Here is a 20,852-nt window from a genome sequence, read left to right on the forward strand (position 1 = left end):
ATATTGGTCCTGCCCTGTTGGCGGGGAATTTAGCCTCTCGGCGGGAAGACGCCTTGCAGCGCGATGCAGAAGTAGCAGGTGAGATAAGGCATCAAATTGTTGTGCGGCTGGTCACCGCCGGCGGGGGCGAGTGCCTGATCCGCCATCTGCGCGTTGGGCGTACTCGAGATATAGGCAAAGCCCCCTTGCGAGCGGGCGAGGGAGCGCGCCGGCGTTGGCGCCTTCAAGTCTGCGTCGTCTGATGCCGCACGGGAAAAGTGAGAGTGACTTGGAATTTCCGATTCCAAGAGGCTTACCGTCTCTGATCCGCCCGTTTCCCCAAGATCGTGAAGCGAAAGGCCGGGTCCCTGTCCGGGGTGCATCGGTGCACTGCCTTGCAAGTCAGGTAGTGCGAAGTTGCTTTTGCCGTCGCCGCCATAGACGGTGCCAAGCAACGAAAACAGCGCCGTGTTTTGTGATAACGGCAGCAATTGTCCATCGCACCACGCCCAGCCCGTAGGCGCGAAATTGAACGGAAAGATACGAATTTCAGCGACGAACGGATCGGACATGACGGTCCCTTTTCAAGTCTGCGACGGAAAAACGCCGAACAGCGAGATGATAAAATTGACACAGAGATAGGGTTGGAAATTTTCGTGCGGTTGGTTGCCGCCGATCGGCGAAATAGCGGTGGCGCTGAGGTTTATTCCCGCAACGTCTTCTATATAGATCGAAATGTTGGGCGACTCCGCAATCGCGTTGCCTTGCGCGTTGACCGAACTGCCCGGGCTGCTCGACGCCATGAATTGATGGCTATGGACAGGCAGTTGCTGCGCCGTCAGTGTGACCGCCTCAACACCTCCGATTTCGGCGAGAATGAACCCGCTGCCTTGATGTAGGGGTACGCGCCCGCGCAGGTCGGGCAGTGCGAATGTGCTTTGGCCGTCGCCGCCATAGGTAGTGCCGATCAGCTGGAACAAAGTCTCGTTTTCAGAGATCGGCAGCAATTGTCCTTCGCAGAACATCCAGCCGGCTGGCGCGAAATTGCCGGCAAATATGCGGACCTCACCAACAAAGGGCTGTGGCATGGTATCTCCGTCAGGGGTGGGAGGGGAAGATGCCTTGCAGCGCGATGCAGAAATTGAGCGTCAGGAATGGCTGCATGTTTGTATGCGGTTGACTGCCGCCGATGTCGCCGACCGATGAAGGCGTGAGAGGCACCAAATTGGTCGGCGCGGCATAGAGATTATTGGTCGCCGCGAGCAGGTTGCCAGTCGCTATAGGCGTGCCGGCATTGGTCGAAGACGCCATGTATTGATGGGTATGAGTAGGCATCTCCACTATCGAGAGCGTATGGCCTTGCTCACCCCCGCGCTCGCCAAGCGAATGGCCCGATCCAGCATGAATGGGAATGCGCCCGCGATAGTCGGGAAGTGCAAAGTTAACACGCCCATCGCCACCAAAGGTGGTGCCAAGCAATGCAAACAGCGGCTGGTTCTGGTTGATCGGCATAAGCTGCCCATTGCACAAGGCCCAGCCCTTGGGAGCGAAGCCAAATGACATGATCCGAATTTCAGACAGAAACGGTTCGGCCATAAGCACTTCCCCCTTGGCGCGCAGTTTTCTAAGAATTTACGAAAATCCGTAAGGAAAATCGCTGCGCAGATTTCGTTCAATGTGCTCCAGAACTACATCGCGACGACCCAAGTTCATACGAAATCTTTGTTTGTGCACGTCACGAACAGAGCTCGGTTTTGAGCGATAAGCATTAGAACGGATTTGGCAACGGCACTGTCCCGCTGAAGAAGCCATCGGTCGTCACCGACGGTGAATCGTTGACCGTGGCACTTCCGCCGCCACTGCCGATATTGCGTCCCTGAATATAACTGACGACCCCAGCCGGGTCGAACGGCGCACCGGCGTAACCCGGCATCTCGACCCGGGTGTCGAACCGTTGCCGTATGCGGAAATCGTCGACACTGCCGACGCCGTGGGCGAAGGTATTCTGCAAAGCGCCGGCGCCGCCGAGATTGAGGCGCACCGTATGGCTGTCGGTGACGCCAAAGACGTTCGCCGATGTTGACCCCGCGTTGAGGAAGAAAGCTTCTCGCGAGCCAGCCGGATCGGTTCCGACGGAGAATTGGTTGCTCTGCACAGTTAGATTGAGCACGCCATTGCCGTCGTTTGCCAACACATTCATCGCGCGGTCGAATGCTTCCACCACGACGTTTCCGGCTACAGATGCGGTATGGGTTCCGTTGCCATGAGCTTCGAGGTCGATGCCGAAGCCTTGCGCCGACCCGGAATTGGCAACGCCAACCGTGCCGATATCGTTGTTGCGGATGAAGCCGTTGAACAGTGCGGCGGAACCCGACGTGCCCAAGTTGACGGTGATTGCGCTCGAGATCGCGCCGCTGATCGTGTTGTTGTCAATGTCGTAGTTGACCGTGCCGGTATAGCCGCCGAACGCCAGGCCCGTTGCGGCGTTGATTGTGATGCCTTGGCCAAGAGCTGTCGAATGACCGCCTGTGAGCGTGTTACCGGAGAACACGATATTGAGGTTGCCAGAGTTTGCCGCAGCCGCCTGGAAATGATCCCCGCGATTGGCCGTGAATGTACTGCTGGTGACTGTGGCCGAAATTGTCGCGGTACCGTCGGCCTCAACGAACAGGCCGTCATCGCTCTGCGTCTTGGACGAATTGTTGCTGAACTTGCTGTTGTTGACCGTCAGCGACAAGGTCCCGTTCGAATTGCGGATCGAGACGTTCTTTGCGAATGAGGTGGTGACAGTCGAATTGGTGATGCTTGCTGTGCCGAACAGACCGCTGGGCGTTACAGTGCTGACACCGCCGAAATCGATACCCGCATCCTCAACCGCGGTGCCATTGTTGGACAGCGTCGACCGGTTGAGCGAGAAATTGGTCACCGATGTGCCACCGATACCGTCATTGGTGCTGTTGATGATATTCATGTAGCTGAGGTTGACCGAACTGGTCGAATTCAGCAGGACACCGGTACCCGTCGAATTCTGGATGGTGCCGCCCGAGCCATTGTTCGCACCGCCGCCGTCGCCCGTCACCGTCAACCCGCCGCTGGCACCGGTGTTGTTGAGCACGATGCCGTTGGCGGCGCCGTTAGCCGAAATGCTCCGGAATGTGAGACCGCTCGCGCCGATCGTCGTGTTGGCGACGTTGAGCGCGGTGCCGGTACCGGATGTGATCGTGTTCGGATTGGCGCCGGTTGTCACCGTCACCGTGCCGCCGCCCGTGGCGCCGAAGCCGGTGCCGCTGGTGGTGTTGATGACCAGCCCGCCATTGGTGAAGTTGATCGTCGCGCCGGTGTTGTCGGTCAGGTTGACACCGGCCGAACTGCCCGACGTGATCGACTTGGAGGCACCGGAGAAAGTGATGGTACCGGCGGCGTTGTCGTCGAGGAGGACGCCGGTCTGGCCGGCCACATTGTGGCTGATGTTGCCCGACAGCGTGATGTTGCCGGCGCCGGCGGCGCGATCCTGGATATTGACCGCCTGGCCGGTTCCGCTGGTGATGGTGCCTGCATAGGTGAAAGCCGCCGTGCCGCCGGTGTTGGCGCTGCCGGCGCCGTCGCCGATGCGAATCGTGGCGCTGCCGCCGCCGACCAGCGCGCCACCGCCGAGGTTGACCGGTCCGCCGGTAACAGCGTCGAGGATCACGGCGCTGCCGCCGCCGGCGCTCGTGTTCGTGGAAGCGAAGGTCATGCCGCCGGCGCCGATAGCGACGGCGTCCATGTCGACCGCAGCGCCGCTGCCGGTCGAAATCGTGTTGCCGGAGCCGGTGACGCTCACCGTGCCGCCGCCCGAGGCGCCGATGCCGATGCCGCTCGTGGTGGTGATCGCCAGGCCGCCATTGGTGAAGTTGATGGTCGCGCCGGCGTTGCTGGTCAGGAGCACGGCGGCGTTGGTGCCGGTCGAGAGCGTTTTCGACGCGCCGCCGAAATTGATCGTGCCGCCGGAATTGCTGAGCGCGACGATGCCCAGTCCGCCATCGTTTCGGGTGACGGAGCTGGCGTTGTCGAAATTGACCGAGCCACCAGCCATGCCGCGAATGTTGGCGACGTTGCCGCCAGGGTTGGTGATGTCGACATTGTTGAGATTGATCGTGGCGCTCACGTCGTCGTTGGTAAACGTACCCTGATCGCCGTCGACGGCGAACGCATGGTTCGTCAGCGCGCCGGCAACCGTGTCGATAGCGACGTTGTTGAACGTATAGGTACCGGTCGCGTTGTTCGCCACATCGCCAAGGATGGTGATGCCGGTCGTCCCGGTCAGGCTGGCGTTGTTCACGGTGACGTTGCCGGCGACGCCGTCGATCACGATGCCGGTGCCGCTGGTGTCGTTGAGCCCATTCGCCAGGGCGGTGGTGAAGTTCACCGCGCCGCCGGTGGTGTCGGCGACGACGATCAGGCGCTGGCCGCCGGTACCTTGTGTGATCGTGCCGGCATAGGTAACGGTCGCGTTACCGCCATCGACGCTGAACGCGGTTCCGTTCGGGCTGGTGATCGAGGTGCCGACGCCGAAGCCGAACGTGCCGTCGGAATCGTTGAGGATGTCGACGCTGGCATTGCCGCCATTCAGTGTCGTCGTGCCGTTGAAATTGTAGATGCCGTCGGCATTGTCGAATTGCAGGCCGGTGCCGTTGGTTGCCGACAGCGTGCCCGTCTGGAAGGTGATCGTTCCCGCGGTGTGGCCGGCGATGCCGACCAGCGCGGCATTGCCGGCCTGGGTGATGTTGCCGCTATAGGTGATGTTCGCCGCGCTTGCGTCGACGTTGAAGGCCGTGCTGTTCGGGTTGGTGATCGAGGTGCCGGCGCCGAAGTTGAACGTGCCGCCCGAATTGTTGACGATATCGATGCCGGCGTCGCCGCCATTCAACGTCGTCGTGCCGTTGAAATTGTAGGTGCCGTCGGCATTGTCGAACTGCAGGCCGGTGCCGTTGTTCGCCGACAGCGTGCCCGAGAAGGTCAGCGTGCCCGTATGGCCTGCTGAAACCGACACCAGGGCGGCGTTGCCCGCCTGGGTGATGTTGCCGCCATAGGTGGTGGTTACGGTGCCGCCGCCGACGCTGAATGCCGTGCCACCGCCGCCGCTCAGCGTGCCGGTGCCGAGGCCGGCGGTGCCGGTGACATTGGTCAGGACGACACCGCCGCCGCCGGACGACGTCGAGTCGAGCGCGATGTCGAGGGCGGCATTGGTGAGATCGATCGCCTTGTAGCTGGTGGAATTCACCGTTTCGCTGCCGGCGGTGGCGATGATGTTGATCGTCCCGCCGGGGCCGGTAATGCCGGCGCCGGTGGTGGTGTCGATTGTCAGCCCGCCGTTGAAGCTGGTCGTGCCGCCGCCCTGGAACAGGCCGGCCCCGCTGGTCGTATCGATGTCGGCGAGCCCGCCGACGTTGAGCGTGCCGCTCTCCCAGCCGATCCCGCCGCCCGTCGAAGCCGTGTTGTTCACCGTCACCGTGTTGAAATTGAAGGTGCCGGTGGGATTGCTGGCGTTCGAACTGATGCCGGCACCCGTCGTGCCGGTGACGGTGGTCGCGCCCGTGACCGTGAACGTGCCGGCGACGCCGTCGAAGATGAAGCCGCTGGCGCCGCCGCTGGCGTTGACGCTGTTTACGATCATGCTGACGGTCAGCGGATCGAGATTGAACGCCACGCCGTTGATGGTGTCGACGGTGCCGCCGCTGCTGTTCAGCGCAAAGGTTGTGGCCGGGGGGCCCTTGGTGTCGACGAGGACGCCAGTGCCGCCATCATTGAACGTGGTGAACGTGCCGAGATCGAGCGTGCCGCTGGTGCTGGTGAAGGCAAGGCCGTTGCCCTGGACGCGCGCGCCTGATGTGCCGACGTCGAGCGTGCCGGCGCTGACCGTGCCGCCGGCGCCAGTGGAGTCGAACGTGACATTGTCGAAGGCAATGCCGCCGCCGGTGCCGCCGAGCACCGTGTTGCCGGCGAAGGAGCGGATGGCGATCGAATTGTCCGTCGCGCTGATGTTCTGGCCGGCGAAGGACGCGGCCAGCGCAGATCCCGTCGATCGCAGCGTATTGCCGTCGATCGAAAGCAGCAGCGTGTTGGCCGCCGCACCGGTCGTGGAGAAGTCGAGCGCCCTGCCGCCGGCTGATATGTCATTGTTGCGGAGGAAGAAACTCGACGCGGTCGACGCATCGACGGCAACACCGGCACCGGTGCCGGTGTTGCGGATGATGAGATTCTCGATGCCGCCGGTGATCGGGCTGGGACCACTGGTCGCCAGGGTGATCACCGACCCGGCAGTGTTGCTCTGCAGGATCGGCCGCAGCGTGTCGATGCCGGCCGGTGCGGCGATGATCGGCGAATTCTGCACCGTGGTGAAGTGGAATGCCGCCGACGCGCCGCTGCTGGTGTCGACACCGAGCTGCGAGACATCGATGGCCGTATCGTTTTGCCCGAAGGCGAGCAACACCTGCCCGTCATCGAGCTGGAACGACGTGCCGCTCAGGTCGATCGTTTCCTGGCTACCGGTGCCGTTCTTGTCGATCAGCACGATGACATTGGCCGTGGACGCCTGGGCGTTGGCATAGGTGCCTGGATTGACGAAGCTGCCGTCGCCGCCGCCGGTGGCGTCGGTGGTGACGTAGTAGACCTTGTAAGCGGACAGATTCGACGTGTCGCCGGTGAAGGTGACGTCGTTGAAATTGTAGTCGCCATTGGTCGGCAGGGTGTCGATGGCATGGATGGCCTGGCCGCCGGTGGTCGCGATCGTCGATTCGGCCAGGCCAGCGCCGTCGCCGAACACCAGCCTGGCGTTGGTGGCGCTGGAGAACTGGACGCCATAGCCGACATTTTCGATTTTCGAGGTCTGGCCCGCCGGATTGTTGTTGGCAGTGTCGCCGAGCTGGATCGTGCCGGTGCCGGTCGTGCCGGCCATGTCGATGCCGATAGTGCCGGCGAAGCTGCCGCCGTCGACGTCGAAATCGCCGGCCTTGATGTTGCTCGTGCCGAGCGCAGCGCCGTTGAGGTCGAAGCCGACCGCATTGGCTGCATTGAGCCCGATGTTCAGGCTGTCGAAGCCCAAGGTCGAGCCGAGCGTGCCGGATATGTCGACACCGCGCGAGGTGATGTTCTGCAGGTCGACCGCGCCGAGATCGATGGCGCCGCCGACTATATTGTTGAGCGAAACGCCGGTCGCCGCGCCATTGACCGAAACGGAATCGAAAATAACGCCGCCCGCGCCGACCGTTGCGCCGTCGAGATCGAGCGCGGTTCCAGTCGTTGTCGTGATGGTGTTGCCGGTGCCGGAGATGCTGATCGTGCCGCCGGAGCCCGCGCCAAAACCCGCTCCTGCCGTCGTCGTTATGTCAAGGCCGCCATTGCCGAAGCCGATCGTGGCGTTCGGGTTGCCGATCAGGCTGACGCCGTCCGTCGCGCCCGAGCTGATCTGCTTGGTCGCGCCCGAGAAGGTCACGGTCGCCGCCGTGCCGTTGTCGATGCCGGCAACGACGATATTGCCGCCGGCGCCCGCAAGGCCATCGGTCAGGTTGCCCGACAGCGTCACAGAACCGCCGGTCAGTTCCTGGATCGAGACCGCCGCGCCGGTGCCGTTGCTGACGATGGCGCCCGCGTAGGATATGTTCGCGTTGCCGCCGCTCGCATTGGTGCCCGAGCCGACATTGAAGGCCGTGCCCGAACCGGTGTTGGTCAGCGTGCCGGTGCCGAAATTGAACGTGCCGCTGAGGTTCTGCAGGTCGATGCCGCTGCCGGAACCGAACGACGCGCTGGTCGAGGCGAAATCGATATTGCCGGCGATGCCGTCGAGGGCCACCGCCTGCGCGTTGGTGGCATTGACCGTACCCGTCAGGACATTGACCGTGCCGACGCCGCTGGCGCTGAACGCCGTCGCGCCGTTCGTGGAAATGTCCACATCCGTGAAGTTGACGGTGCCGGCGTTGTTGGTGAGCGAGACGCCGTTGCCGCCAACAGTCACCTTGTCGGTGAAATTGATCAGACCGCCGCCGTGATTGGCGATCGAGATGCCGCCGCCGGTCAGCGTGCCGGCCGGCCCGCTGTTGGGCAAGATGCCGCGCGTCACGGTGATGTTGCCGGCGCCGCCGTCGACGTCGAGCAGCGTGCCGGCGACGTTGACGTTGTTGTTGGTGATCGACAAATTGCTGTCGAGGCCGGCGACCTTGAACGCCGTCTGGCCGGCGCCGACATTGCCGACCGTGACGCCTTCGATGACGATGCCGCCGGCATTATTGAAGCTGCTTGCGCTCTGGTCGATGGTGAAGACCGAGCCGCTGCCGCCTGTGAAGTCGAAGGCGGTGTTGCGCACTTGGTTGCTGCCGAGCAGATGCAGGGTATCGCTGCCCGTGCTCTTGACTACGCCCTCGTCGCCGGTGACGTCGCCGCCGGTGGCGCCGAGATTGCCCTGCACGTTCACCGGCTGGATGGTGCCGGTCGTGGTGATGGCGTTGCCGTTGCCGAAGCCGGTGATCGACTGGCCGGAATCGAGCGTGAACGGCGTGCCGCTGAGGTCGACCGTGCCGACGAAGGCGAAGGTCTGGGTGCCGGTCTTCAGATCGGCATCGGCAACCGAGATGGTATTGACTGACGTACTGAGCCCAAATGAGCCGGCGGCGATGACGCCGCCATTTTGCGACACCATGAACACCCCGCCGACGGCGCTGGCCAGATTCGCGCTGCCGGTGAAGAGCACGTCATCGAAATCATAATTGGCGAGCGCGGCGAGACCGACGGTGTTGACGGTGAAATTGCCCGCCGCCGCGGTGATCGTCGAATTGCGGCCGTTGGCGTCGGCGAATTCGCCGTCGCCGAAGGTGAAGCTGGCGTTGGCGCTGGTCGCCGCCGTCTGGCCGGACGACAGATCGACGCCGATGCCGGCGCCTGAGATCGACGATCCGGTCAGGAAGGTGATGGTGCGGTTGCCCGTGGTCGAGGACAGGTCGATGCCGCGCGAGCTCGCGGCGTCGTTTCCGGTGATCGTCGTCAGCCCGAAATCGGCGGTCGTGGCCGAGCCGGAGAAGTCGATGGCGGTCTGGCTGGCGCCCGCGCCGAGGCCGCTGACGGTGGTCGTGCCGAAGCTGACGTCGTTGTTGGTGCCGGAGAAATCGATGCCGGTAGTGCTGGTCGCGCCCAGCGTCACATTGGTCGTGCCGAAGGTGGCGCTGCCGGCCGCATTCGAGATGGACAGCGCGGCGCCGGTCGTGCCGGTGATCGACAGCGTGCCGCTGACCTCGAATGTCGAGTCGGCGCCAAGGCTGGTGATCGACGCGCCGCCGCCGCCGGTCGCCGTGAGCGGACCCGTGAAGCGGATCGCGGTGTCGGTGGGAGCGGTTATCTCCCCGATATCGAAGAGGCCGCCGGTGCCGGTCGAAGTGATGGCGCCGCCGAATGTGATCAGGCCGCCGGTGGTGCCGTCGATCCTGACGGCTTTTGCCGCGCTACTCTGGCTAATCGTGCCGTCATAGGTGACGTCGGCCGACGAACTGCCGATAACGATCGCGCTGGCGCCGGTATTGGCGATGGAGCTGGCCGCCCCGAAGGTCAGGCTTCCGCTCGAGCCGTTGAGGATCACGATGCCGAGGCCGCTGCCGCCTGATATGTCGAGATCGGCGAAATTGGCGGTGCCGCCGAAATTATTGACCAGCAGCGCGATATTGCTGCCTCCGGCGATCGTCGTGGTGCCGGTGAAGTCGACCGTCGCGGATGTGTTGGCCAGCACGACGCCGGTCGGCACCGACCCCTGGATGGTCAGATCGTTGACAGTGATCGCGCCCGACGCGCTGCCGAGGTAAAGCCCGATGGTCCCGCCCACGATCGTCACGCCAGTGCTGGTGAGGCCGTTGATCGACGCCGTGCCGTCGATCGCCAGGAACGAGCTGTTGACGCTGAGGTTGGAGACGGTGTTGCCGCTGGCGAGGTCGATGGTGTTGCCGCCGCCGTTGTTCAGCGTCGCGCCACCGAAGCCGAACGGATCGGCCTGTGTCGCGCCGGTGACGACCGCCGTGCCGGTGACATTGGCCGGCGGGCCGCCCAGGCTGATGGTGGCGCCGTTGGCGAAGGAGACCAGCGACTGGCCGCTGGCCAGCGTGAAGCCGTTGGCATCGGTGTCGGTGGTCTGCACGGCCGCGGTCTTGACCAGCACGAAGGTCGTGTTGGCATTGGTGGTCAGATCGTCGGCCGCGGCGGCATCGATCAGGTTGGCGACGCTTGAGCCGTCGCCCGTTCCGGTGCTGCTCGAACCGACGAAGACGACGTTGGCTGCATCGAACAGCTGCGATCCAACCAGATGCGTGCCGTTGAAGGCATAGGTGCCGCTGCCGGGCAGCAGGCCGCGCATGTCGAGCGAGGCGATGACGCCGGTGATCGATGCGCCGCCGGCCGCACCGAACGAGAACGCCGTGCTGGCGGTGGTTCCGGCCAGGCCGTTGGTGCCCATCTGGACGCCGGTGTCGACACCGGTGATGACGCCGCTGCCGATGGTCACCGAGCCGCCATTGGTGCCGGACAGGTCGACGCCGATCGAGGAGCCGCCGGAACTGCCGCTGATGTCGAGCGTGGCGGCGGTGAAGGTCGACGTGCTGCCCGAGAGGTCGAGCGCGGTGGAGCAATTGCACAGGCCGGTGATGTCGATGTCGTCGAAGCTGATGACGCCGTTGCTGCCGACGACGTCGATGCCGCTTCCGAGCGGCTGGTCGATGGTGACGGCGCCGCCGAACGAAACGGCGCCGGTGTTGTTTTCCAGCCAGACGCCCTCGCCGGGGCCGGTCATGCTCACCGGGCCACTGAAGGTGAGCGTGCCGGTGTTGTCGGTGGCGAGGATGCCCTCGCTGCCGATATGGGTCAGAATGACCGGCCCGCCGAAGGTGACCGCGCCGCCGGAATTCTGGACGTCGATGCCGATGCCGCCGGGGGCGGTGATGTCCGAAATATCGACGGCTCCGAACATGAAATCGGCGGTGCTGTCGAAGATCCCGAGGCCGCCGACGAAGGTGTTGCTGATCGTCGTTGCGCCGGAAACGGCGAAATTTCCCGATACGCCTGCCAACGTCGCGCCGAACAGGCCACCGTCCTGCGTCAGGCTGGCCAGCTTGACGTCGAGATTAGCGCCAAGCAAGGCGACGCCGGCCGCGCCATTGCCGGAGATCGTGCCGTCGGTGGTGCTGAACGTGCCGGTGGTGGAGAGGACGTTGACGCCGAAGCCGGAATTGTCGGAGGCGTTCAGCGTCTGGAATGCATATGTTCCGTCGCCGCCGACGAACAGGCCATTGCCGGCATTGTTCGACAGTGTCGTCGTGCCGGTGAAGGCATAACTGCCGTCGCCGTCGATATGCAGGCCCTCGCTGGCGTTGCTCGTCGAGGTCACATTGTTGGCCGCGACATTGCTGGCGCCTTCGAACAGCAGCCCGTCCAGGCCGGCGCCGCTGACATTCATGCCGCTTATCGTCACGCCGGTGACATTGTTGCCGTGGATGCCGTTGCCGCCGCCCGGATTGGCGTTCGAGACGTTGAAGTCGAGCAGCGCGCTGTTGTTGGCCAGCGTGACAGTGTCCGCGCCGGCCGAACTGGTGAGCGTCGCCGCGCCCGCGCCGTCCGAGATGGCGCTGGTGTGCGCGATGTTGTCGCCCGTTACGTTAACCGGGATGCCGCCGAGCGAGAATGTGCGGCCGTTGCCGAAGGAAGCCAGCGTCTGTCCGGCGCTCAGCGAGAACCCGTCGGTGTCGTCGATGGCGCCGCGGTTGACCAGCACGAAGATCGCGGTGCCGTCGATGTTGGCATCGGCGGTGGCAATCGAGGCAAGGTCGAGCAGCGAGGATCCGGTGCCCGAGCCGGTCGCCGCCGCGCCGACGAAGATGACATTCTGCTGGTCGAACAGTTGCGGGCCGCTGAAGGTGGTCGAACCGAAGGCGTAGTGGCCGAGCGTCTGGTTAAGGCCGCGCGCGTCGAGCGAGGCGGTGCTGCCGGCAATGGAACCGCCGCCGAAGGAGAATTCGGCATTGGCCGAGTTCAGCAGCGAGCCGGAAATGCCGAAGCGCATTCCGGTGTCGGCGCCTGCTATCGCACCGCCATCGGTGATGACGATCGTTGCCCCGCCCGAGGTCGGCGAGGTGAGGTCGATGCCGATCGAGCCGGCCGCACCCGTGCCGGCGATGTTGAGCGACTGTGCGGTGAAGTTCGTATGGCTGCCGGAGAAGTCGAGGCCGGTGCCGACGCCGAGGCCCGAGATGACGATGTCGCCGGCCACCACCGCCGCGTTGACGCCGGTAAACGAGATGCCGTCGCCGGCGGGAGCGCTGATGTCGATATCGCCGAAGCGGATCGCCGCCGGTGAGTTGGAAATGGCGATCGCCGGTCCGGTGGTGTCCGAAATGGTCGTGGCGCCGGTGACGGCGAAGCTGCCCGCCACGTGATCGAGCACGACGCCCGACGGACCGCCGGTCTGGTCGATCGAATCCAGCACCACATGCGCCGTGATCGGATCGATGAAGACGCCGACGCCGCCATTGCCCGACAAGGTGCCGCCGGTGGTGGCGAAGCTGCCTGATGTCGAGGTGCCCTGAACGGTTATGCCGCGGTCGGCATTGTCCTTCGCGCTAAGCGTCGCGAATGTATAGGTGCCATGGCCGGTGGCATCCAGCCCGTCGTCGCTATTGCCCTGGAGCAGCATCGTGCCGGCGAAATTGTAGGTGCCGTCGCCTTCGATGTGCAGGCCGTCAAGGCCGTTGCCGGTCGAGGTGAAATTGGAACCGGTGATGCCGGTCGAGGTGCCGGTGAAGGCGGCGCCGTTGCCGCCGGCGCCTGTCACCGTGACATTGGTCAGCGTGGCGCCGGTGATGTTGTTGGCGAAGATGCCGTCGGCGCCGCCGGTGATGGTGATGCCGTTCAGCGTGTCGCCATTGCCGAGCGCGATCACGTTGCTAGCGACGTTGGTGCCCTGGATGGTGCCGTCGCTGCCGCCCAGATTGAAGGTGCCGGTGCCGCCGCCGAACAGCTTCGCGGTGACGCTTTGGCCGCCGCCGATGACGGTCTGGCCGTCTGCGAGCGTCGTGCCAGTGGTGGTGATGTTGCCGTTGCCGCCCAGCGCCACCACGAAACCGCCGGCGCCTGCCTTGGCCACAGCGTCGTCCAGCGTCGTCGGATCGGCCAGCGTGCCGACGCCGGCCAGGCCGCCATCGGCGTAGTAGAACTTTCCGAAGGCGGCATTGGTGGCGGCGTTGATGGCGACGCGCGTCGTCGAGCCGCCGGGCAGCTCCTGGCTCTGGATCCTGACGCCGATGTCGCCGCGCACCCGCTCGTTGACGCGCTTGCGCAAGCCTTCGCTGACCGGATAGACCGGCTCCGGTCCGCTGTCCGCGCCGCCTTGGCCTGGATTGAACGGGATGCTCAGCCGTACGCTGCCGGCGAACTGGGTGTCGTCGCGATTGTCGTTGCGCACTTCGCCGGTGAAGGTCAGCGCCGTTCCGGTGCCGAAGATATCGCCGATCTCATATTCGATGCCGGCCTTGACCCCGGTTACGCCGCTGTCGTCGCCATGCGGATCCTCGAAGTGGTAACCGCCTATGTCGAGCCGCAGCGAATGCTTGTCGGGAAGGTTGAGCGGCACCCGCGCGCCGATCTCGCCCTCGATGCCCCAGGCCGCGTAGTCGCGATGGTCGAGCACCGAAATCTGCTCGATCAACTGGTTCGAGACCATCGACAGGGTCGAGGAGACCGAATGGTCCGTCGTGTCGCCCTTGATCGGCACGAAGACGTTCACATGCGCGTCGAAATGCGGGGTGATGGCCTCGGCGCCGAGCGTGGCTGACGTGAACTGGTTGGAGTTGTAGTTCTCGACGTTGAGATAGGCGTAGCCGCCGAGCATCAGGTCGGGATTGACGATGCGGCGAATGCCCAGGCCGACATCCTGGCCGAACGCGTCCTTGAAATCGTGCTTAGCCCTGACATCCAGGAACAGCACCGATTCGGCGGTCTGCTTGATCGGGATGAAGCCTTCGAGCGCGGCGTTGCCGCCATTGTTGTCGGCGCCAATGATGGCGCGTATCTGCGGCTGCCAGAGGGCGTCGTCGCCATAGGCGGCCACGCCTGACAGCGCCAGCGCCAGCGTCGAAAGCGCCGTCGTCTTCCAGAGATGCCTTGCAAAACGCGAGCGACCATAGGCCACGCGCACGCGGAAATCCTCCCCGCGCGCCGCCATCTCCCCAACCTGCCGAGACGTCTCGGTAGTTCCCATCCCTGGCCGCCCTTTGGGGACTGCTCGCCCCCGCACCAATCCTTGCGCGAATTCCATTGTATAGCGAGTCCCCAACGTCGCGACTGCTGTTGTTGCGCCGTAAAGTTCTGACTTGTTGCAATACCGCAACAGTAATTTTGCCAGCTCTCCTCGCCTGTGCGCGGCTTCCGGAACAGTCAGGAGTATTGTATCAAGCCCGCCGGTGGGAAAATACCTGCCGTTTCGAGAAAAATGCGGGGCATGAAGAACATGGCAGCCATTTTAGCGCGTGCTAATCTGTTAAATCTGGCCGCAGCACTGGGCGCCCTGGGGCTGATCGCATCGGTCACCGGGCCGGCGCTTGCCGAGGACGCCAAGCCGGCGCAGCCCCCGGCCGCTCAATCCAAGCCGGCCGACGCCAATCCATGGGCGGTGAACTGTTCAAGCGGCGCGGCCAACAGCGAGCTTCAATGCCAGGTGTCGCAGAACCTGACCGAAGCCAAGACCGGGCAGCGCGTGCTGACTGTGACCGTGCGCCGCGACAATGGCAACGGCTCTCTCGCCATGCTGCTTGCCCTGCCGCACGGGCTGTTCCTGCCCTCCGGCGCCAGCTACCAGATCGATCAGGGCCAGAAGACGACGATCGCCATCCAGACCAGCGACCAGAACGGCGCCTATGCCGCCACGCCGCTGCCGCCGGAGCTGATCAAGGCGATGAAATCGGGAACCAATCTCAACATCGGCATGGAATCGGTGACCCGCAAGCCGGTCACCATCCCGGTCTCGCTGGCGGGCTTCACCGCCGCCCTCGCCAAGCTGGAATCGATCAAGTAGCGGGCTCGGCGCGCTTCCCCGCCGCCGTCGCCGGGCAATGCTCCAGGCCACGACAGGTTCCATCTTGTGGCGGAGACTACCGGCATCGTGCCGCTTGATTGTCCGCTTCCGCAATGCTCCGATGTCGCTTCAGCCATCCGGAGAGAACCATGACCGGCTTTGTCGACCGCCAGCGCGCGATGCAACTGATGCAACGCGCCGGCCTGCAGGCGCTGGTGCTCTCAGCGCCCGAGGCCTTCCACTATGCGACCGGTGTGTCGATCGGACCGGCGGGGCTGTTCCGGCGTGCCGGCGCCGGCTTCGTTGTCATCCCGGCCCGGCAGGACCTGCCGATCGGCGTCGTCGTCGCGGATTTCAGTGCGGGACAGTTGCGGATCGCCGCGCCCGAAGCAGTTGTGCGTTCGCACCCGATCTGGATCGAATTCGCGCCGGTCGAGACGGGAACCCGCGGCCCGTTGGCGGAGCGTATCGAGGCTGGCCTTGTCTCGCTTGGCCGCGCGCCGGATTTCGCGCGCCCCGCCACCTTCGATCTCGCCGGCTCGGTGCGCCAGCTGCAAGCCTTGCTTGCGGAATTCGGACTGGAGCGCGCAACGCTGGGCATCGATCTCGGCTTTGTTCCAGCCGCCGATTTTTCCGCCATGCAGGCGCTGCTGCCGCAGTGCCGGATGATCGACGGCTCGCCGGTGCTGGATCGGCTGCGGGCGATCAAGTCGCAACGCGAGATCGAGCTCCTGCGGCAAGGCATTATCCTGTCTGAAGCAGGGCTGGAGCGGCTGCAGGTCGATGCGATGGCCGGCATGCGCCAGGCCGATCTCATCGCGCTTTACCGGCAAGGCGTGGCCGCGGCGGCGGTGGGCCTCTCCCATCCGGTCGCGACGGCGGAATATGTGACGCTCGGCGCCGGGCCAAGGGTGCCGATGCCAAGGCAATGCCCGGCGATCCGCTGAAATGCGACATGGTCTGCACGGTCGGCGGGTATGCGTCCGACATGTCGCGCAACTTCACTTTCGGTCCCGCTTCCGCCGACCAGGTCGAACTGCACGCGATCGCCGAGCGCGCTTTCCAGGACGGGCTGGCGGCACTCGTGCCGGGAAATTCGCTCGGCCATGTGCACCGCGCCGCCACCGACAGCCTGACGCGGCAAGGCCTGCGCTCCTACCGCCGTGGGCATTTCGGCCACGGTGTCGGGCAGTCTGTGTTCTCGGAGCAATGGCCGTTCATTGCGGCCGAGAGCGATGTCGTGGTCGAAGCCGGCATGGTGCTGGCCTTCGAGATCCCGCTCTACATCGACGGCCTCGCCAGCTTCAACCTGGAGGACCAGTTCCTGATCACGCCGGACGGGCCCGTCGCCATGAACCGGCTGCCGAGGCGGTTGGAGAGGATAGGATAGCGAGGGCGGGATCGTGACGGTGTCACTGTCAGCGCCCTACGGCGCCCCCTCTGCCCTGCCGGGCATCTCCCCCTCAAGGGGGGAGATCGATTATCGCTCCCGCTTTCGCCAATTTTCAACGTTGCAAGAACAAGATGAGCCGGCGCCGAAACTTCCAATCTCCCCCCTTGAGGGGGAGATGTCCGGCAGGACAGAGGGGGGCGCCACAGAACTCGGCGATGGGTGCCCTGCCGCGAGCGATTAACCGCTCACCGGCGGCCGCCTGTCCCTCCACGGCATTTCCCGCTCGAGCTGCGCCGACGCGGCCAGCACCGTCGCCTCGTCGCCGTAGCGGCCGACAAGCTGCACCCCGATCGGTACGCCGTCTTTCGACCAGCCGAGCGGCAGCGAGATGGCCGGCTGGCCTGAGATGTTGAAGGGGAAGGCGAACGCCGCATCCGTCCATTTGGCGTTGTAGCGGTCGATGTCGGTCTCCGACATATCGTAATAGCCGAACGGACGCGGCAGTTGCGTCAGCGTCGGGGTGATGAAGAGATCGTAGGGCGAAAGGTCGCCGACGATGTCGCGGCCGACCTGCCTGAGCTGCTCGACATCGGAAATGTGCCTGGTGCCGCTGGTCGCACGGCCGCGTTCGATGATCGCCCAGGTCACCGGTTCGACATCATCAGGCGTCACCGGCCGGCCGATCACCGTTTCATGATAGTCGAAGGTCGCCGCCGTCTGTACGCAGGTCATGTTGGTATAGGTGGCCCACATGGCATCGGCATCGAGCGGCATGTCGTGTTCCTCGACGTCATGTCCCAGCCGCTCCAGCGCCGCCACGGTGGCCAGCACGGCCGCCTTCACTTCCGCATCGATGGCCGTGCCGTTGGGCGGGGTGACGGTGAAGCCGATGCGCAGCTTCTTCGGCGCCAGTGACGACAGGCTGAGCCAGGAGGCGTCGGGGATCGGCGGCGTATAGGGGTCGCCCGGCAAGGCGCCGGCCACCGCGTCGAGATAGGCCGCCGTGTCGCGCACGCTGCGCGAGCAGCACAGGAAGTAGGCGCCGCCATACCAATAGTCGCCGAACGGTGCCAGGCTGACGCGGCCGCGCGACGGCTTCAGCCCGACGATGCCGCAGCAGGAGGCCGGAATGCGGATCGAGCCGGCGCCGTCGCTGGCCTCGGCGATCGGCACCATGCGCGAAGCGACGGCCGCCGCCGCGCCGCCGCTCGAGCCACCTGGCGTGATGCCTTCCTTCCACGGGTTCTTCGTCGTGCCGTAGAGCTTCGGTTCCGTCGTGATCGACCAGCCGTTTTCGGGCGCGTTCGACTTGCCGACCAGCACCAGCCCGGCCGCCTTCATGCGGCGCACGACTTCGGTGTCGAAATCGGCGACGACATCTTTCAGGTAGAGGCAAGAGTTGGTGTTCGGCGCGCCGGTCCAGGACGAGGCCAGTTCCTTGAGCAGGAATGGCACGCCGGCGAAAGGTGCTGATCTGTCGACCGTCTGCGCCTGGGCACGCGCCATGTCGTAGAGGCGATGGATGACCGCGTTCAGCGCCGGGTTGAGCTGCTCGACCAGCGTGATCGCCGCCTCGACCATTTCCGCAGGTGAAATCTCGCCCCGATGCACCAAGTCAGCAAGATCCAGCGCATCGGAGTTCGCATAGGTTTTCAGCAGGCTGTCGGTGACCATGTCTCTCCTCCCAGTCTTTGCCTCGCGCCGCGCCCGAGCTATCGCTTCGGGCCGACGTTGGCGCCGCCCCTCATCCGCCTGCCGGCACCTTCTCCCCGTCATGACGGGGAGAAGGAAAGCGCTCTGATGCTGGCGACCGCCTCCCGTTCTTCTCGGGAGAGGGCTGAGTGAGGGGCGGCACCGACCTGAAACTGCTGCCCCCAGCAGCGCGCTTGTCTCACGCCAGCTCGACGGTGCGCCCCAATTCGATGCTCTGTTCCGCGGCGAGCACGATGCGCAGGCTGTTGACGGCGGCGTCCATCTGCTCGGTCAAATCGAGATCCTCGCGGATGGCGCGCAGGAAGAAGGCCTGCTCGCGGTCGCAGAGCTCCTGGTGGCCGGGCTCGTCTTCCATGCTGACGATCTCGTCGGGTTTCGCAAAGTTCTTGTCGGCGTCTACCGCCGCATAATGGATCTTCAGCGCGTCGGTCTTGGTGTGGCGGTCGATGTCGGCCGAGTTCGACACCTCCGCCGCTTCCGCTGCGCTGCTCGCCTGCTGGCCGGCGACGATCGACACCGCGCCCTTCGGCCCCACCACGTCCTTCACGAAATAGGCCGTCTCGCTCATCATCGGGCCCCAGCCTGCCTCGTACCAGCCGACCGAACCGTCATCGAAGGTGACGTGGAGATGGCCGTAATTCTGCTTGTCGGCTTCCGCCCAGAGCTTCGCGCCGATGCCGTGCACGCGCACCGGCCTGGCGCCCGTGAGCTGGCACATGACGTCGACATAGTGCACGCCGCAATCAACGATCGGGATCAGCGAATCGATCAGGTTCTTGTGCCAGTGCCAGGCGCTGCCGCTGCTCTGCTGGTTGAGGTTGAGGCGCATCACCAGCGGCTTGCCCAGCGTCTTGCCGACCTCGATGAATTTTATCCAGGACGGGTGGACGCGCAGGATGTAGCCAAGCACCAGCTTGCGGTTCTTCGCCCGCGCTGCCGCGACGACCTTTTCGGCATCCTCGATGTTGGTGGCGAGCGGCTTTTCCATGAACACGTGGCAGTTGGCCGCTATCGCCTTCAGCGCGTATTCGGCATGGGTGTTGGGCCAGCTGTTGATCGACACGGCGTCCGGCCTGGTCACCGCGAGCGCCTGATCGAAATCCTCGTAAAGCGGATAGCCGGACAATTCGGCTGGAATCTTCTTGTTGCTCTTGATCGAGCGGCTCATGATGCCGACGATCTCGAAGCCGTCCGAGCGGTGATAGGCGCTGGCATGCGAGGCGCCCATATTGCCGAGACCCACAACCAGCACTTTTATTTTGTCGGCCAATTCAGCCTCCCAATTTTTGATAGGACCTGGCGAGCTGCTGCCGCGCCTGGGCATCCAGAACAATCACTTCAGGTTGGCGCCGCCCCTCATCCGCCTGCCCTTTCCTCTCCCCTGTCCGGAGGGAGAGGAAAGGAGCCAAGACAGGGCAATGAACGACCTCTTTTTGCAGCTCTTACTTCACCGCCGAATCGAACAGATGCGCCTTGATCTTCTCGACATCGAGCGCGGCAAAGCCCTCCGTCAGCTTGACGCTGTCGGCATCGGCCTTGACCTTGGCCTTGTCGAAGTCGTTGGCGGCCGGAATCAGCTCGTTGGTGCAGACATCCTCGGCCTTCACCGGATTGGTGATCTGGCCGATCTTGTGGATCTCGTCGAAGAAGCCTTGCCAGCTCGCCATGTCGTGCGAGCCCCAGCCGCCGCGCTTGTCCATGTCGCCGCGGAAGACGTTGATCTGCTGCAGGATCGAGGTGGTGCCGAGCTCGGGGCCGAGGTTCTTGGCCAATGTCGGGAACTGCTCGAACACCGCTTCGACCGCCGCGCGTGGGTTCTGGTAGCCGAACTCCAGCCCCATCGCCCAGCCGCGCAGATATTTTTCCAGGAACGCCTTCTTGTCGGGATCTTCGAGATCGGCGGCGCGCACGACGAAGGTGTTGGCCGGCAGCTTGGAATTCTTCACGCCGAGCCAGTATTCGAAGTCGAGGCCCTTGGCGATCCATTCGGCGCGCAGCCCCTCCCACGACAAGGCAGCGTCGCCCTGGCCGCCGGCGAGCGCGGTGCCCCAGGTCGGCCAGCCGGCCTCGACATACTTGACCTTCTTGATGTCGACGCCTTGCGCGGCGAGCAGCGGATCGGTGATCGACTGCCAGGCGGCGGAGCCGAGCAGGATGGTCTTGCCTTCGAGCTTCTTCAGGTCGTTCGTACCCTCGCGCTTGCGGAAGGCGATGGAGAACGTGTCGCGCGCGCCCATGTGGAACACCGACTTCAGCTTCATGCCGTTCTGGATGGCGAAGGAGAACACGCCGGGCGAGGGAAAGCCCATATCGGCCTGGCCGACATCGACGAACTTCACCGTCGCTGTGCCGTCCGACGGGCCTGGCTGCATGTCGGTGCTGAGCCCGTCGAAATAGCCCGCCTTCTTGGCTGCCCAATAAGGATAGTCGTCGAGCACTTCGAGCGTGCCGCGCGGCGAGATCCAGGTGAATTTTTCATAGGCCGCCGCCCTGGCCTTCAAGCCCGATGCACCGAGCGCGGTGGCGGTCACGACGCCGGCTGCCGTCACCTGCAGGAAGGTGCGGCGGCTGATGCCCGTTCTTGTCGCCGTCTGGAATGAGTTCTGGTCGGTCATGGCATTCCCCTTTTGTTGATTGACCTTCTTGTTGATCGATGGCCTTTCGCCCGCTCCTCGCCCGCTCCGGGGCGTTCAT

At 64.4% G+C, this 20,852-nt stretch carries 10 protein-coding genes; 3 read left to right on the forward strand and 7 right to left on the reverse strand.

Annotated features, from left to right (window positions below; genetic code table 11):
- Window positions 1-29 precede the first annotated feature (29 nt).
- The 4 genes from FJ949_RS02415 to FJ949_RS02430 form a co-directional block, all read right to left on the reverse strand.
- Window positions 30-551, reverse strand: coding sequence for a tail fiber protein (locus FJ949_RS02415; RefSeq protein WP_140492052.1), 522 nt, complete (start codon window positions 549-551; stop codon window positions 30-32).
- A 12-nt stretch (window positions 552-563) separates the two neighbouring features.
- Window positions 564-1,067, reverse strand: a complete 504-nt coding sequence (locus FJ949_RS02420; RefSeq protein ID WP_140492055.1) for a tail fiber protein — start codon at window positions 1,065-1,067, stop codon at window positions 564-566.
- A 10-nt stretch (window positions 1,068-1,077) separates the two neighbouring features.
- On the reverse strand, window positions 1,078-1,575 hold the full coding sequence (locus FJ949_RS02425) for a tail fiber protein (protein ID WP_140492058.1): 498 nt from the start codon (window positions 1,573-1,575) through the stop codon (window positions 1,078-1,080).
- 172 nt (window positions 1,576-1,747) lie between these two features.
- The gene (locus FJ949_RS02430; RefSeq protein WP_140492061.1) at window positions 1,748-14,203 is read right to left on the reverse strand and encodes a hypothetical protein; all 12,456 of its coding nucleotides are present in this window, start codon (window positions 14,201-14,203) and stop codon (window positions 1,748-1,750) included.
- 276 nt (window positions 14,204-14,479) lie between these two features.
- On the opposite strand from FJ949_RS02430, the gene FJ949_RS02435 reads away from it, so the two are divergent.
- From FJ949_RS02435 to FJ949_RS30585, 3 genes are all read left to right on the forward strand, one after another.
- A complete protein-coding gene (locus FJ949_RS02435) occupies window positions 14,480-15,052 on the forward strand; it encodes an invasion associated locus B family protein (RefSeq protein WP_224646169.1) in 573 nt (190 codons plus the stop codon).
- A gap of 149 nt (window positions 15,053-15,201) precedes the next feature.
- On the forward strand, window positions 15,202-15,999 hold the full coding sequence (locus tag FJ949_RS30580) for an aminopeptidase P family N-terminal domain-containing protein (protein ID WP_246679995.1): 798 nt from the start codon (window positions 15,202-15,204) through the stop codon (window positions 15,997-15,999).
- A complete protein-coding gene (locus FJ949_RS30585) occupies window positions 15,981-16,442 on the forward strand; it encodes a M24 family metallopeptidase (RefSeq protein ID WP_246679996.1) in 462 nt (153 codons plus the stop codon). Before FJ949_RS30580 ends, FJ949_RS30585 begins: the two co-directional genes overlap by 19 nt.
- Before the next feature lie 240 nt (window positions 16,443-16,682).
- On the opposite strand, the gene FJ949_RS02450 is transcribed toward FJ949_RS30585, so the two are convergent.
- The 3 genes from FJ949_RS02450 to FJ949_RS02460 form a co-directional block, all read right to left on the reverse strand.
- Entirely contained in the window at window positions 16,683-18,119 is a 1,437-nt protein-coding gene (locus FJ949_RS02450; RefSeq protein WP_140492066.1) for an amidase, read from the reverse strand.
- Between the two features lie 217 nt (window positions 18,120-18,336).
- The gene (locus tag FJ949_RS02455; protein ID WP_140492069.1) at window positions 18,337-19,428 is read right to left on the reverse strand and encodes a Gfo/Idh/MocA family oxidoreductase; all 1,092 of its coding nucleotides are present in this window, start codon (window positions 19,426-19,428) and stop codon (window positions 18,337-18,339) included.
- 172 nt (window positions 19,429-19,600) lie between these two features.
- Entirely contained in the window at window positions 19,601-20,773 is a 1,173-nt protein-coding gene (locus FJ949_RS02460) for an ABC transporter substrate-binding protein (RefSeq protein ID WP_140492072.1), read from the reverse strand.
- Window positions 20,774-20,852: the final 79 nt, after the last annotated feature.

The organism is Mesorhizobium sp. B2-4-1 (assembly GCF_006442185.1).
Taxonomy (GTDB): Bacteria; Pseudomonadota; Alphaproteobacteria; order Rhizobiales; family Rhizobiaceae; genus Mesorhizobium.